Origin of the sequence: Streptomyces rishiriensis (assembly GCF_030815485.1) — a bacterium.
Classification (GTDB): domain Bacteria; phylum Actinomycetota; class Actinomycetes; order Streptomycetales; family Streptomycetaceae; genus Streptomyces; species Streptomyces rishiriensis_A.
The window spans coordinates 2,483,036-2,497,096 of record NZ_JAUSWV010000002.1; the positions used below are offsets into that span (position 1 = coordinate 2,483,036).

Below are 14,061 nucleotides of genomic sequence, written 5' to 3' on the forward strand. Positions count from 1 at the left end.
GCTTGGGCGCTTTACGTGCCTTACGACTTTCCAGGGAGGCGCTTGCCGTGAGCGAGCTGCGGTTCGTCCGGATGGGGTTCGGCGGGGACGCCGTCGAGTACCAGGAGGCGTGGGACGAGCAACGCCGCGTGCACGCGGCCCGGTTCACCGACGAGGTGCCGGACACCGTGCTGCTCCTGGAGCACCCCCCGGTGTACACCGCGGGCCGGCGCACCGCCGACGACGAGCGCCCCCTGGACGGCACCCCGGTCGTGGACGTGGACCGCGGCGGCAAGATCACCTGGCACGGGCCGGGGCAGCTGGTGGGCTACCCGATCCTGAAACTGCCGCGGCCGGTGGACGTCGTCGCTCATGTGCGGCGCCTGGAGGAGGCACTGATCCGGGCGTGCGCCGAGTTCGGCCTCGAGACGTCCCGGGTCGAGGGCCGCAGCGGGGTGTGGGTGCTCGGCGATCCGGTGGAACGGCGCCCGTCGCTCGGCGGCCTGTCGCTGGACTTCGACCCCCGGCTCACCGACGAGGAGTTCGATCCGCGGCTGAACGGCCCGGAGTACGCCCCCTCGAACGCGGGCCAGCGGCGCGAGGACCGCAAGATCGCGGCGATCGGGATCCGGGTCGCCAAGGGCGTCACGATGCACGGCTTCGCTCTCAACGTGAACCCGGACAACAAGTGGTTCGACCGGATCATCCCGTGCGGGATCCGGGACGCGGGAGTCGCCTCACTGGCCTACGAGCTGGGCCGGGACGTCACGATCGACGAGGTGCTGCCGGTCGTGGAGCGGCACCTGAAGGACGTCCTCGGGAGCGCGGAACCGAAGCCGCGGGAGATCGAGAAGGCGACCGCCTGACCGGGAACAGTCCCCTCGGCTCTGAGGTTGGCCTCACAGCAGAACCCGGTAAACACGGGCGTACCCTGGTGTACGCCGAAGAATCGAAAGTCTACGCAGACAGGCAGGGAGCCGACGTGTCCGCAGTCGCACCCGACGGACGCAAGATGCTGCGCCTGGAGGTCCGCAACAGCCAGACCCCCATCGAGCGCAAGCCCGAGTGGATCAAGACCCGGGCGAAAATGGGTCCCGAATACACCAAGATGCAGAACCTCGTGAAGAGCGAGGGCCTGCACACCGTGTGCCAGGAAGCCGGCTGTCCCAACATCTACGAGTGCTGGGAAGACCGTGAGGCCACCTTCCTGATCGGCGGCGACCAGTGCACCCGGCGCTGTGACTTCTGCCAGATCGACACCGGCAAGCCCGAGGCGCTGGACCGTGACGAGCCGCGGCGCGTCGGTGAGTCCGTCGTCACGATGGACCTGAACTACGCCACCATCACCGGTGTGGCGCGCGACGACCTGGCGGACGGCGGGGCGTGGCTCTACGCCGAGACCGTCCGGCAGATCCACCGGCAGACCGCCGAGCGGGAGGCCGGGCGCACGAAGGTGGAGCTGCTCGCCCCCGACTTCAACGCCGTTCCGGAGCAGCTGGCGGAGGTCTTCTCCTCGCGGCCCGAGGTCTTCGCGCACAACGTCGAGACCGTCCCGCGGATCTTCAAGCGGATCCGCCCCGGCTTCCGTTACGAGCGTTCGCTCGACGTCATCACGGCCGCCCGCGACTACGGGCTCGTCACCAAGTCGAACCTGATCCTCGGCATGGGCGAGACCCGCGAGGAGGTCGGCGAGGCGCTCCGGCAGCTGCACGACGCCGGCTGCGAGCTGGTCACCATCACGCAGTACCTGCGGCCCTCCGTGCGCCACCACCCGGTGGAGCGCTGGGTCAAGCCGCACGAGTTCGTGGAGCTGAAGGAGGAGGCCGAGCAGATCGGCTTCTCAGGCGTGATGTCGGGACCGCTGGTACGGTCCTCCTACCGTGCCGGGCGCCTGTACCGGATGGCCGTCGAGAAGCGCGGCGCGTACATCGCCTCGCAGGCCGTCTGACGCGACGTCATCGTCCTTGCGCCGTAGGGACGCAGGCCGACTGTGTGAACTCGCGCACAAGCTATTACTCGCCAGTACTGACCGATATGACGCGGCCCCGGCCGTCCTCGCAGATGAGGGCGTACGCCGGGGTCGCGTCAGCGTTTCGGCCCTGCGCGTCAAGGCTTCATTCGTGTTTGACCGGCCGGTCACGCCCTGGTAACACCAAACAGTGACGCTGGTATCACGTCACGTGCACCACGCCCTCCCGCAGCACCCCGCCCGTACCCGAAGCCGTCCGAGGGGGACACCCACCATGCAGGCCGCGCCCGTTCGCGCCACCGCGATCCCGACCTTCAGCACCGCACTGCGCGCCGTCGAGTCGCTGCTCATGAGCAGCGGCCAGCGCACCGCCCGTCGCAACGCCTGGACCTCCGTGCTGGAGGACCGCCGTCGCGCCAAGGACCGGGTCGAGGCGCAGCGCGTCCTCGAGGCGGTCACCTCCGCCCGCCCCTGACCCACCCCCTCCCCGCACTCCCCACACCTCCCCTCCTGCCGTCGTAGGCACTTCCGAGGCCACGTAGACTTCGTGGCATGGCGAGAAGTGACAGCGCGGCGGACGCCGCTAACCCCGGGCGACTGAAGCAGATCGCCCTGACGTTCAAGATGACCCACAAGGCCGACAAGACGATCGGTTTTGTCCTCGCGGGCGTCTTCCTCATCACCTTCGGCGTCTTTCTCGCGATCGGTTTCCTGATCGGTCACCCGGTCTACCTGGGCATCCTGGGATTCCTGCTCGCCTTCCTCGCGACGGCGATCGTGTTCGGGCGCCGGGCCGAACGGGCCGCCTTCGGCCAGATGGAGGGCCAGCCGGGCGCTGCCGCGGCCGTCCTCGACAACATCGGCCGGGGCTGGACGACGACCCCCGCGGTGGCGATGAACCGCAGCCAGGACGTGGTGCACCGGGCCGTCGGCAAGGCCGGCATCGTCCTGGTCGCCGAGGGCAACCCGAACCGGGTGAAGAGCCTGCTGGCCGCCGAGAAGAAGAAGATGAACCGCATCGTCGCGGACGTGCCGGTGCACGACGTGATCGTCGGTACGGGCGAGGGCCAGGTCGAGCTGAAGAAGCTGCGCACCACCCTGCTGAAGTACCCGAGGGTCCTGGCCGGTCCGCAGGTGACCGCGACCAACGACCGACTGCGCGCCATGGGCGACCTGATGAGCAACATGCCGCTGCCCAAGGGTCCGATGCCGAAGGGCATGCGCCTGCCGAAGGGCGGCGGCAAGGCCCGCTGAGTCACCTTCCCCACGTCACGTCACGAAGGGGGCGCCCGGATCACTCCGGACGCCCCCTTCGTCGTGCGACGACGGGCTGCGGGCCTCCGCCGGGTGGGCCTCCGCCGGGCGGGCCTCCGCCGGGTGGCCTTGGTCGGGTGACCTTGGTCGGGCGGGCCTTCGCCTGCCTTTGCCGGGCGGCGGGCTTTCACCGGGCGGGTGTTCGTCCGCCCTCTCCGGGCTGGCCTCCCCCGGGCTGGCCTCCTCCGGGCTGACCTGCCGCGGGCTGACCTCCCCCGGGCTGGCCTCCTCCGGGCTGACCTGCCGCGGGCTGACCTCCCCCGGGCTGCGGACCTCGGCCGGGCGGGCCTTCGCCGGATGTCGGGCCTCGGCGGGCGGGCCTTCGCCGGGTGGCGGGCCTCGGCGGGCGGGCCTTCGCCGGATGGCGGGCCTCGGCGGGCGGGCCTCCGCCGGATGGCGGGCCTCGGCGAGCGGGTGTTCGTCCGCCCTCTCCGGGCTGACCTCCCCCGGGCTGCGGACCTCGGCCGGGCGGGCCTTCGCCGGGTGGCGGGCCTCCCCCGGGCGAGCCTCGGCCGGGCAGAGCCTCCGCCGGGCGAGCCTCGGCCGGGCAGGGCCTCCGATCGGTCTAGATGCGCACTTCCACCGTGCGGGCCAGGCGGTCGTGCAGGCCGCGGCCGTCGCGGTCCCAGATCAGGGCCGGGACGGCCAGGCAGAGCAGGATCGTGCGCGCCACGGCCCGCAGGGGGCTCACCGCGCCGGTCCCGACGGACACCACCCGCAGGCCGAACAGGCGCTTGCCCGGGGTGCAGCCGACCGTGCCGACCGTCAGGACGCTCAGCACGAAGAAGACGAGGAGGGCCCAGTTGCCGGTCGCCGGGCGGTAGCCGTCCGTGATCAGGCTGTATGCGATCAAGACGCTGAAACCCCAGTCCACGGCCAGCGCACCGAGCCGTCGGCCGGGGCGGGCGATCGAGCCCGGCCCGTGCTCCGGCAGACCCAGCTGCTCGCCCCTGTATCCGAAGTCGACACCGGCTTCCTCGGCGGCCGCGCGGGGCCCCGAGAGCCACGAACCGATTGCATCCCTGTTGTCCACCCGACCACGGTACTGCGCCCGTTTCGCGATACGGACAGGTGGGGTACACCGGGCAGCCTCCGGTTAACTTGTGCGAAACAAATGGGTCACGCCCGAGAAATCACCCGTCCCTAGGGTCGATGTCAGCGTGTGCCACCGCACTGGCCGCACGAACGAACTACCACCCCGGCTCGACGGCCGGGAGTAGGAGGAGCTGGATGTTCCAGAACGCCGACGAGGCCAAGAAGTTCATCGCGGACGAGGACGTCAAGTTCGTCGACGTCCGCTTCTGCGACCTGCCGGGCGTCATGCAGCACTTCACGCTGCCGGTCGAGGCGTTCGACCCGGACGAGGAGCTGGCCTTCGACGGCTCGTCGATCCGCGGTTTCCAGGCCATCCACGAGTCCGACATGGCGCTGCGCGCCGACCTGTCGACCTCGCGCGTGGACCCGTTCCGCCGCGACAAGACGCTGAACATCAACTTCTTCATCCACGACCCGATCACGGGCGAGCAGTACTCCCGTGACCCGCGCAACGTGGCGAAGAAGGCGGAGGCGTACCTGGCGTCGACCGGTATCGCCGACACCGCGTACTTCGGCCCCGAGGCCGAGTTCTACGTCTTCGACAGCGTGCGGTTCCAGACCTCCGCGAACGAGTCCTTCTACCACATCGACTCCGAGGCCGGCGCCTGGAACACCGGTGCGCTCGAGGACAACCGCGGTTACAAGGTCCGCTACAAGGGCGGCTACTTCCCGACCCCGCCGGTCGACCACTTCGCCGACCTGCGTGCCGAGATCTCCCTGGAGCTGGCCGCGTCCGGCCTCCAGGTCGAGCGCCAGCACCACGAGGTGGGCACCGCCGGCCAGGCCGAGATCAACTACAAGTTCAACACGCTGCTCGCCGCGGCCGACGACCTCCAGCTCTTCAAGTACATCGTGAAGAACGTCGCCTGGCGCAACGGCAAGACCGCGACCTTCATGCCGAAGCCGATCTTCGGTGACAACGGCTCGGGCATGCACGTCCACCAGTCGCTGTGGACCGGCGGTTCCCCGCTGTTCTACGACGAGGCCGGCTACGCGGGCCTGTCGGACATGGCCCGCTACTACATCGGCGGCATCCTCAAGCACGCCCCGTCGCTGCTGGCCTTCACCAACCCGACGGTGAACTCGTACCACCGCCTGGTCCCGGGCTTCGAGGCCCCGGTCAACCTGGTGTACTCGCAGCGCAACCGCTCCGCGGCCATGCGCATCCCGATCACGGGCTCCAACCCGAAGGCCAAGCGCGTCGAGTTCCGCGCGCCCGACTCCTCCGGCAACCCGTACCTGGCGTTCTCCGCCCTGCTGCTCGCGGGCCTGGACGGCATCAAGAACAAGATCGAGCCGGCCGAGCCGATCGACAAGGACCTCTACGAGCTGGCCCCCGAGGAGCACGCGGGCGTCGCGCAGGTCCCGACCTCGCTCCCGGCCGTCCTCGACCGCCTCGAGGCGGACCACGAGTTCCTGCTCGCCGGTGACGTCTTCACGTCCGACCTGATCGAGACCTGGATCGACTACAAGCGCACCAACGAGATCGCCCCGCTCCAGCTGCGCCCGCACCCGCACGAGTTCGAGCTGTACTTCGACGTGTGACCGGCCCCGGGCCGGCAGGTCCGTGAGTCTTCGGGTCCGCCCCCGTTCCTGTTTCTCAGGGACGGGGGCGTCGCCGTATGGTTTCTGGCACTGCTGTTCGACGGAAGACCTCGACAGAGGTGACGGGGGAGAGACGGGAATGCCCGGACAGGACGATCTGGAGCGGGAGTTCGACCTCAAGTGGGCGGACGACGCGGCGCACAAGGAACCATCCGCGCGGGCCCGGATGCTGGCCGCCCGCTGGAAGGAGAACCCGCCCGGACCGGTCCCGTTCCGCGCCGACCCGGACCGGGTGGCATCGCCCCGGTCGTCATGGCTGTCGACGGCACTCGTGCTGGGCTGCGTGGCCGCGGTGATCCTGCTCTTGGGGTACGCGCGGTTCCGGGCGCAGTACTGACGTGCGGGAGCACATCGGTGGCGGGTCCGCGGCAGCGGTGCGGCTCGCCCGGGGAGTACCCCTGCGGGAGGCGCTCGACTGCGGTGCTCCAGCCGCCTGGACGGCACTGGACGCGGGCGCCCGACCGACCCACTGGGGCGCGCACTACCTGGTGGAATGGGAGTGGGACGGGGCCGGACGCACGCTGACCGCCGCCTTGCACGCCGGCGAGCCCCTCAGCGAGTCGCAGATCGCCCTCGCCCTGTGCCACCGGGACGGACGCGAAACGACGCGGAGGTGCTGTGGTCGCTGGTCCGGCATCCGGTACCGGGCGTACGTGCGCGGGCCGTGGCGGGACTGCGCGTGCTGGAGGCGGCCGACGCGCGGCGGCTGCTGCCGCTGCTCGACGATCCGGCGTCCGCGGTGGTCCGGGAGGTGACCGCGGCGGTGCTGCCCTCGGCGAAGCTGTTGCCCGAGGAGTGGCTCGTCGAACGGCTCGGCGCCGGGTGGCCCAGGGCTACGCGGATCGCCGCCTTCCGGCTGGTTGCGGAGCAGGGTGGGGCCGCGGGGCAGCGTGTCCTGATCACGCTGCGGGACGATCCCGACGAGGAGCTGCGGCAGCGGGCGACGCGGGTCGCGCGACGCTGAGTTCGCGGTGACTCGCCACCGGGCGTCGTGTCCGGTCCTGGTGCTCCGGCGAGGGCGGCGAGATCGGCCGCAGCACTTCTCGGGGAGCCTTTGCCGCGCCTGGGGCCGTTCGGGGACCGTTCATGGGAAGGGTGCGGTGCACACTGGCAGTGGGGCGAGTGCCTGACTGCGGGGTGATGCAGATGCAGAGCCGTTTCCGGAGCGACCGGCGGCTGACCGTGCGGATGACGGTCACGTTGTTCCTGCTCGGGCTGTTGTACGTGGCGTTCGTCGCCGCGCTGATCGTGTTGCTGAAGTCGTGGGTGCTGGTCGCGGTCGTCGCGGTGGTGATGCTGGGCGCGCAGTACTGGTTCTCCGACCGGGTCGCGTTGTTCGCGATGCGTGGGCGGGTCGTGGAGCGCGAGGAGTATCCCGAGCTGCATGCCGTGATCGACCGGCTGTGCGCGATCGCGGACATGCCGAAACCGGTGGTCGCGGTCTCCGCGATGGGGATGCCGAACGCGTTCGCGACCGGGCGGAATCCCGACCACGCGGTGGTGTGCGTGACGACCGGGCTGCTGGGGCGGCTGGAGCCGGCCGAGCTGGAGGGCGTGCTCGCGCACGAGCTGTCGCATGTCGCGCACAAGGACGTCGCGGTGATCACGGTCGCGTCGTTCCTGGGCGTCATCGCGGGCCTGATCGTGCGGTTCGCGTTCTACTCACAGGTGTTCGGCGGTGCGCGCAGGGACCAGAACGCCGCGGTCGTCTTCGCCGCCGTGATGGGTGTCTCGGCGGCCGTGTACGCGCTCAGTTTCCTGCTCATCCGGGCCCTGTCCCGGTATCGCGAGCTGGCGGCGGACCGGGCGGCGGCGCAGTTGACCGGCCGACCCTCGGCCCTGGCCTCCGCGCTCACGAAGGTCTCCGGCGACCTGGCCCGTATCCCCACGAAGGACCTGCGGACGGTCCAGGCCTTCAACGCCTTCTACTTCACCCCCGCGCTCGGGGCCGAGCCCGGTGTGGCGGCGCTGTTCTCGACCCATCCGAGCCTGGAGCAGCGGCTCGAACAGCTGGGGCGGATCTCCGTCGAGCTGGGCGAGGCGGCCGCTCCGGGGAAGGCGGGCTGACCATGGGGCTGCTGGACATCCTGCTCGGCCGGACCAGGCCGGTCGTGCCCGACCTGGACCGGCTGTTCGCGCTGCCTTCGGCGGCGGTGACGCTGGAGGCGGCGGCCGGGTTCACCCCGACCGGGCAGGGTGCCGTGTGCTTCGCGACCGTCGAGGGTTCGGCCTTCGAGCAGACCCACCGGGAGGTCCAGGCGCTCCTCGACGCGGACACCGAGCGCACCGGCCCCCCGGTGCGGCTCGTGCGGGACGACTTCGGCTACTCCTGGCTTGTCTCGCAGCGCACGCCCGATCAGCTGCCGCTCCTGGTCAACGACCTGCACGCGGTGAACAGCGCGATGGAGGTCAACGGCTTCGGGCCGCAGCTTCTGTGCTCCCTGGCCGGGTTCGAGGACCGGCGGGCCGGTACAAAGGAGGAAGGCGGCCGCCGGCTGGCGCTCGTGTACCTGTACAAGCGGGGTTCGTTCTACCCGTTCGCGCCGCTGCCCGGTTCGGGACAGCGGCGCGACGGCGCACTGGAGCTCCAGGCGCAGGCCGCCCTGGCGGGCGACCTGCGGATCGAGCAGGACCTGGGCCGTTGGTTCCCGGTGTGGGGAGCCCCCGGCCTGTAGGCGGGCCGGACGGCCTACTTGCTGCGCTCGCGCTCCTGACGGCGGGACTCCAGGGGGCGCTCGCGACGGTAGCGGCGCTCCCACTTGGCCTGCTTGTCACGGCGGTCGCGGTACGCCTTGTACGACGTCGGCGCGGTTCCCGCGCTCGGCGCGGGGCCGGGCGCGGACGGCCCGGACGAGTCGAGCCCGTACCGCACGTACAGGAAGAGCACGCCGGCGGCGGCGAGCCAGTAGAGCGGGTTTCCGAATCCCAGGACCACCAGGACGACGGCCCCGGAGAGAACGACGGTGCCCATGGAGTACCTCCTTCCTGGGCGAAACAGGTGACTGTGCGTGACGTGGGGGGTGGGGTGGTGCCTTCAGCGTACGGAGTCCGTCACTCAACGTGCATCTCCTTTTCCGCGGCCCTGCAGTCGGGCGAAACGGACTCAGCAGGTCGGGCGGCGCGGCGACGGCGGGATCAAGCTGCACCAGGCGGTGACCCGCACGGCGGTGGGCGCGGCCTGCGGCGCCGTCTGGGGGATCGTTCACCGACACGGGCTTCAACGACGACTTCACGAAGGACCTCAGCCGGAACCTGCGCCCGGGCGCAGTGACCCTGTTCGTCCTCGTGAAGCATGCGGCCGAGGACAAGGTGATCCCGGAACTCACGCCGTTCGGCGGCCGGTTGGCGCAGATCTCACTGAGCAAGGTCGAGGAGGAGCACCTCCGCGAGGCGATCAGGGCTGCCCGGACGGAAACCGCCCGTGAGTGAATGGGGCCCATGAGCGAACTGTCTCCCTTCACGCACGAACACGACGGTGAACGGCTCAGCGGGGTGCACGGCGGTGGTCCGGGAACGGTCACCGCCGTTCTGCTGCACGGCGCCGGAAACGGCGACAAGGAGCGACTCCTGCCGCTGGCGCGCGAGTTCACCGTCCACGGCTGCCGCGCTCTCGCCCTCGACTTCTCCGGGCACGGCGAGAGCAGCGGCTCGCTCCGGGAGTCGAGCCTGCGCCGACGCTTCGAGCAGGCGGTCTCCGTGATCGACGCGTACGTCCCGGCGGACGGGACGCTGGTCCTCGTCGGGTTCAGCATGAGCGGGCAGACGGTGGCCGACCTGGCCGCGTTCTACCGGGCCCGGGTGACGGCCATCGGCCTGTGCGCGCCCGCCGTGTACGCGGCCCGGGCGTGGGACCTTCCCTTCGGCGAGGGGGACGGGGAGTTCAGCGCGGTCATCCGCAGGCCCGGGAGCTGGCGGGAGGCGCCCGCGCTCGACGTGCTGCGCGCTTACGAGGGCCGGGCGGTGCTGGCCGTGCCGGGCACGGACACGGTGATCCCGCCGCAGGTGACCGAGGCGGTCCAGGACGCGCTCTCCGCCCGCGCCCGGTACACGCGGTTCGAACTGCCTGCGGCGGGACACCGGCTGGGCCTGTGGTTCCAGGACCACGCGGCGGACCGGCGCGCGTTCGTGACCGCCGTGCTGGCCGACCTCGACGAGCACCGTCGGACGACCACGCCTTCCTGACGAGGCTGTCTTCTGACGAGGCTGTCCTGACCTGGCTTCCCTGACCAGCCGATCCCGACCAGGCGGCCCCGACCAACCGGCCCTGACCAGGCACCCCCGACCAACCGATCCTCGACCGGCCAGGTGACTCGCGGCGTTCAGACTCCCGGCGCCGCGTTCACCACGCCGGCCGCGACGGCCGCGCCCAGGATCGCGTGGTCGGCGGCGGTCCGGTCGGCGTAGGCCAGGGCGAAGTCGGCGACGGCGCGTTCGAAGGTGTCGGCCCCGCCGAGGTAGCCGGCGATGGCCATGCGGTCGCCGGACCGGGCGTGGGCGCGGGCCAGGGCGGTGCCGCACAGCCGGCCGTAGGCCGCGAGTTCGGCCGGAGACATGCCGGCGACGCCGGCCGGGCTCTTCGCGTCGCGCAGCCGGCGCCAGTAGAAGGCGCGGCTCTGCGGCCCGGTCGTCCAGCCCAGGAAGACGTCCGCGGCGGCCTGGAGCAGCCGCTGTCCGGCGACGACCCGGTGGCCGGGATGGGTGTAGGGGCCGCTGGGCAGATGCTCCTCCAGGACGGACTCACGGGCCTCCTTGATCTGGAGGAACAGCGGGTCGTCGATGTCGCGCCCGGTGAGCAGCACGATGAAGCAGCGGGTGCCGACACTGCCGACGCCGACGACCTTGCGGGCGGCGTCGACGAAGCGGTAGCGGTCCAGCAGCAGGCGGCGCTCCTCGGTGAGGGTGGAGCGGTAGTCGCTGAAGATCTTGCGCAGGGCGGCACTGTCGGAGGCGCCCGCGGGTTCGATCAGCGGTGGGTCGTGGATGATGCGGCGGCGGCCGTCGACGACCTCCGTGAGTCGGCCGAGGGCCTGGAGGCTGGTGCGGCGGCGGGCGCGGGTGAGGCTGCCCTCGGCGCGTCCGCGGTGCCGGGCGGAGCGCAGCAGGGGCAGCAGACGTTCGGCGTCGATGCGCTCGTACCAGACGGCCAGTTCGTCGAGCCGGGACAGCCGCCGTACGGCGGTCCGGTAGGCGGCGACGGTCTCGAGCGCGGCGCGGTGCACTCTCGGCCCGGGGTGGCCGTTCTCGCGGGCGGCCAGGGCGACGGAGGCGGCGAGCCGTTTGACGTCCCACTCGAAGGGTCCGGGGAACGTCTCGTCGAAGTCGTTGAGGTCGAAGACCAGCCCCCGCTCCGGGGAGGCGTACAGCCCGAAGTTGAGCAGGTGCGCGTCGCCGCACAGCTGCACCGTCAACCCGGTGTGCGGCTGGGACGCCAGGTCGGCGGCCATGACGGCGGCCGAGCCGCGAAGGAAGGCGAAGGGCGAGGCGGCCATCCGCCCGTACCGGATCGGCAGCAGCTCGGGCAGCCGGTCCCGGCCCTGCCGTTCCAGCACGGCGACCGGATCGGGCCGGTCCACGGACGGGACCCAGAGGGCGTGGGCGGAACGGGAGACGCGCTTGCGGGCGTCCTTGCCCCGGCGGCCGCGCTCGGCGGGGGTGGTCATGCGCGTCGCCTCGGCACCACATCCGCCTCCCGGTCCACAGCACTCCCCGGTCCACAGCGCTTCCCTGGCCCGGGACACCTCCCGGGTCGGGACACCTCCCGCCGCACGACACGTCCCGGTCTCCTGTTCGCAGTGAAGGCCGGGCGGTGCGCGACCGCATGTCGGGTACGTCGAACGGGTGACACCGGCGTCGGGGCCGGTTGTCAGTGGTGTCGGGGAGGATGCGGACAGGGACGAGCGCCGGACGGCGACAGGGCGACGACGGGTGGAGGCCGGTCATGGGCGACGGACTGCGGTACATCGGGGTGGCGGAGCGGCGGGCGAGGCTGGCGCTGCGGCACCGGCTTGCCCCGCGGGCGCGGGTCACGACACCTGAGGCGGTGGCCGACGCGCTGCTCGCCCTGCACGGCTCGGACCCGGCGACGGTGTACCTGGCGATCGGCGCCCGCCTGGCCGATCCGGCGGTGACGGTGGCGGAGACCGACCGGGCGCTGTACGCGGACCGGACCCTCGTCCGGATGCACGGCATGCGGCACACCGTCTTCGTGTTCCCGACGCGGGCGACGGCGGTCGTGCACGCCTCGACCGGCCTCGCGGTCGCCGCGCGGGAGCGGGCCAAGCTGGTGAAGGACATGGCGAAGGCCGGCGCGCCGGACGCCGCCTGGCTGAAGGAGGTCGAGGAGTCGGCGCTGGCCGCCCTGGCCCGGCTCGGCCAGGCGACCGCGGCCGAGCTGGCCCGCGAGGAGCCGCGTCTGCGGCAGCAGTTCGTGTACGCGGCGGGGAAGCCCTACGAGGGCGTCCACACCGTCGTGACACGGCTGCTGAGAGTGCTGGGGGTGGAGGGCAAGGTGGTCAGGGGGCGCCCCCTCGGCTCGTGGACGTCGAGCCAGTTCCGCTGGGCCCTCGCCCCCGAGCACGCCGAACTGCCCCTGGCCGAAGCCCAGTCGGAGCTGCTGCGGCAGTGGCTGACAGCCTGCGGCCCGGCCACCGAGGCCGACTTGCGGTGGTGGACGGGCTGGAAGGTGACGGACGTGCGCCGGGCGCTGGCGGCGATCGGGGCGCGGGCGGTGACGCTGGACGAGGGGACGGGGTACGTCGTCGAGGACGACGTGGACGCGGTGCCCACCTCCGGCGAACCGTGGGCGGCCCTGCTGCCCGGCCTGGACCCGACGGCCATGGGCTGGCAGGGCAGGGACTGGTATCTGGCCCCGGAGCTGCGCCCCGCCCTGTTCGACTACAGCGGGAACGTGGGCCCGACGGTGTGGTGGAACGGTCGGGTGGTGGGGAGTTGGGCCCAGCGGGCCGACGGCGAGATCGTGTGGCGGATCCTGGCCGGCGAAGGCCAGGGCCCCGGCCGGGGTACGGGCGAGGACGAGGTCGTGGGCGGCGAGGCGCAGGCGGCGATCGAGGCGGAGGCGGCGCGGTTGGCGGCATGGCTGGGGACGACGCGGGTGACACCGAGGTTCCGCACGCCGGTGGAGAAGGAACTGGTGCGGTGACTCACCACCCCTCGCCGGCCCCTCCGCTCGCCGACGGCGTCCCCTTCCTCGCCCTCGCCCGCGCCCCGGACGCGGGACGCCGACGCCGGGCGCCGTCGCCATTGAACGGCACCCGGCGCCCGGTTCACCGGGTGTACCGCAGCAGCGCCCGCACCATGTGGCACGTCGTGTCCGACGGCGAGTGAACGCCGATCAGCTCCGCCGTGCTCCGGATCTTCTCGTTGCGGGCCTGGTTCGGCATATACACGCCCAGGTCGAGCAGGGCGATGGTGAGACGCATCGCCTTGAGGCGACGGTTGTGCGTGACGTACCACTCGCGCGGTCGCCCGGGCGGCAACGGCCGCTTCTCGACGGGCACATAGGGCAGATCGAGCTGGACGGAACGCTTCGCTGTGGACTGGGTCGGCAACGGCTTCGGCTTCAGTGCGGCAGCGGGCACAGGCATCCTCCTGTCGCGGTCAGGGCCCGTTCCGGAACCTCCGGCGAACCCTCGAACACTGCTTCTATTCTACTGCCCGCCACTGACAAACGCCCCTGATCACAAGGGGTTTCACGGCTTCCGACCGCTACCGTGTACCGCATGGAGATCTGGATCAACCCCGCCTGTTCCAAGTGCCGCAGCGCCCTCACCCTTCTCGACGCCGAGGGCGCCGACTACACCGTCCGCCGCTATCTGGAGGACGTGCCGAGCGAGGACGAGATCGCGGCCGTGCTCGACCGGCTCGGACTGGAACCCTGGGACATCACCCGCACGCAGGAGGCCGAGGCCGAGGAGCTCGGCCTGAAGGACTGGGCACGGGACGCGCGTACCCGTGAACGCTGGATCAGCGCCCTCGCCACGCACCCCCGGCTCATCCAGCGCCCCATCATCACGGCGGAGGACGGCACCGCGGTGGTGGCCCGCACCGACGAGGCCGTACGGGACGCGTTGTCCCGTTAG

General features: G+C 71.6%; 17 protein-coding genes. 13 read left to right on the plus strand and 4 right to left on the minus strand.

The window, feature by feature from the left end:
• Nucleotides 1-2 precede the first annotated feature (2 nt).
• The 4 genes from lipB (at nucleotide 3) to QF030_RS13570 (ending at nucleotide 3,202) form a co-directional block, all read left to right on the plus strand.
• Nucleotides 3-845 (plus strand): lipoyl(octanoyl) transferase LipB, encoded by an 843-nt coding sequence (gene lipB / locus QF030_RS13555; protein WP_307162918.1) that lies wholly within the window; start codon nucleotides 3-5, stop codon nucleotides 843-845.
• 116 nt (nucleotides 846-961) lie between these two features.
• A complete protein-coding gene (gene lipA / locus QF030_RS13560; RefSeq protein WP_307162919.1) occupies nucleotides 962-1,927 on the plus strand; it encodes a lipoyl synthase in 966 nt (321 codons plus the stop codon).
• Nucleotides 1,928-2,222: 295 nt separating this feature from the next.
• Nucleotides 2,223-2,423, plus strand: a complete 201-nt coding sequence (locus tag QF030_RS13565; RefSeq protein ID WP_171396819.1) for an SCO2195 family GlnR-regulated protein — start codon at nucleotides 2,223-2,225, stop codon at nucleotides 2,421-2,423.
• A gap of 77 nt (nucleotides 2,424-2,500) precedes the next feature.
• A complete protein-coding gene (locus QF030_RS13570) occupies nucleotides 2,501-3,202 on the plus strand; it encodes a DUF4191 domain-containing protein (protein ID WP_028806309.1) in 702 nt (233 codons plus the stop codon).
• A gap of 625 nt (nucleotides 3,203-3,827) precedes the next feature.
• Here the strand turns inward: QF030_RS13570 and QF030_RS13575 are convergent.
• Entirely contained in the window at nucleotides 3,828-4,295 is a 468-nt protein-coding gene (locus QF030_RS13575; RefSeq protein ID WP_307162920.1) for an RDD family protein, read from the minus strand.
• Nucleotides 4,296-4,492: 197 nt separating this feature from the next.
• Between QF030_RS13575 and glnA the strand changes: the two genes are divergently transcribed.
• The 5 genes from glnA to pspAB all read left to right on the plus strand — a co-directional run bounded on the left by glnA (nucleotide 4,493) and on the right by pspAB (nucleotide 8,637).
• A complete protein-coding gene (gene glnA / locus QF030_RS13580) occupies nucleotides 4,493-5,902 on the plus strand; it encodes a type I glutamate--ammonia ligase (protein WP_307162921.1) in 1,410 nt (469 codons plus the stop codon).
• A gap of 139 nt (nucleotides 5,903-6,041) precedes the next feature.
• A complete protein-coding gene (locus tag QF030_RS13585; RefSeq protein ID WP_307162922.1) occupies nucleotides 6,042-6,299 on the plus strand; it encodes an SCO2583/SCO2584 N-terminal domain-containing protein in 258 nt (85 codons plus the stop codon).
• 276 nt (nucleotides 6,300-6,575) lie between these two features.
• Nucleotides 6,576-6,926 carry a hypothetical protein gene (locus tag QF030_RS13590; protein WP_307162923.1) on the plus strand — a complete coding sequence of 117 codons (351 nt, stop codon included), beginning with the start codon at nucleotides 6,576-6,578 and terminating at the stop codon, nucleotides 6,924-6,926.
• 182 nt (nucleotides 6,927-7,108) lie between these two features.
• Nucleotides 7,109-8,029 carry a zinc metalloprotease HtpX gene (htpX, locus tag QF030_RS13595; RefSeq protein WP_307162924.1) on the plus strand — a complete coding sequence of 307 codons (921 nt, stop codon included), beginning with the start codon at nucleotides 7,109-7,111 and terminating at the stop codon, nucleotides 8,027-8,029.
• A gap of 2 nt (nucleotides 8,030-8,031) precedes the next feature.
• Nucleotides 8,032-8,637 carry a PspA-associated protein PspAB gene (gene pspAB, locus QF030_RS13600; RefSeq protein WP_307162925.1) on the plus strand — a complete coding sequence of 202 codons (606 nt, stop codon included), beginning with the start codon at nucleotides 8,032-8,034 and terminating at the stop codon, nucleotides 8,635-8,637.
• Between the two features lie 14 nt (nucleotides 8,638-8,651).
• Here pspAB and QF030_RS13605 read toward each other — a convergent pair whose 3' ends face one another.
• Nucleotides 8,652-8,933, minus strand: coding sequence for a hypothetical protein (locus tag QF030_RS13605; RefSeq protein ID WP_062647617.1), 282 nt, complete (start codon nucleotides 8,931-8,933; stop codon nucleotides 8,652-8,654).
• Nucleotides 8,934-9,214: 281 nt separating this feature from the next.
• On the opposite strand from QF030_RS13605, the gene QF030_RS13610 reads away from it, so the two are divergent.
• Both QF030_RS13610 and QF030_RS13615 read left to right on the plus strand, forming a co-directional pair.
• Nucleotides 9,215-9,391 carry a DUF1269 domain-containing protein gene (locus QF030_RS13610; RefSeq protein WP_307167561.1) on the plus strand — a complete coding sequence of 59 codons (177 nt, stop codon included), beginning with the start codon at nucleotides 9,215-9,217 and terminating at the stop codon, nucleotides 9,389-9,391.
• A 9-nt stretch (nucleotides 9,392-9,400) separates the two neighbouring features.
• Complete coding sequence (locus QF030_RS13615; RefSeq protein ID WP_307162926.1) at nucleotides 9,401-10,144, plus strand: alpha/beta hydrolase; 744 nt, start codon at nucleotides 9,401-9,403, stop codon at nucleotides 10,142-10,144.
• Nucleotides 10,145-10,281: 137 nt separating this feature from the next.
• Here the strand turns inward: QF030_RS13615 and QF030_RS13620 are convergent, their stop codons facing one another.
• The gene (locus QF030_RS13620; protein ID WP_307162927.1) at nucleotides 10,282-11,622 is read right to left on the minus strand and encodes a DUF2252 domain-containing protein; all 1,341 of its coding nucleotides are present in this window, start codon (nucleotides 11,620-11,622) and stop codon (nucleotides 10,282-10,284) included.
• Between the two features lie 278 nt (nucleotides 11,623-11,900).
• Between QF030_RS13620 and QF030_RS13625 the strand changes: the two genes are divergently transcribed.
• Nucleotides 11,901-13,121 (plus strand): winged helix DNA-binding domain-containing protein, encoded by a 1,221-nt coding sequence (locus tag QF030_RS13625; RefSeq protein ID WP_307162928.1) that lies wholly within the window; start codon nucleotides 11,901-11,903, stop codon nucleotides 13,119-13,121.
• 124 nt (nucleotides 13,122-13,245) lie between these two features.
• Here the strand turns inward: QF030_RS13625 and QF030_RS13630 are convergent, their stop codons facing one another.
• On the minus strand, nucleotides 13,246-13,560 hold the full coding sequence (locus QF030_RS13630; protein ID WP_307162929.1) for a hypothetical protein: 315 nt from the start codon (nucleotides 13,558-13,560) through the stop codon (nucleotides 13,246-13,248).
• A gap of 141 nt (nucleotides 13,561-13,701) precedes the next feature.
• Here QF030_RS13630 and QF030_RS13635 point away from each other — a divergent pair, with 141 nt between their 5' ends.
• Nucleotides 13,702-14,061, plus strand: a complete 360-nt coding sequence (locus QF030_RS13635) for an arsenate reductase family protein (RefSeq protein ID WP_307162930.1) — start codon at nucleotides 13,702-13,704, stop codon at nucleotides 14,059-14,061.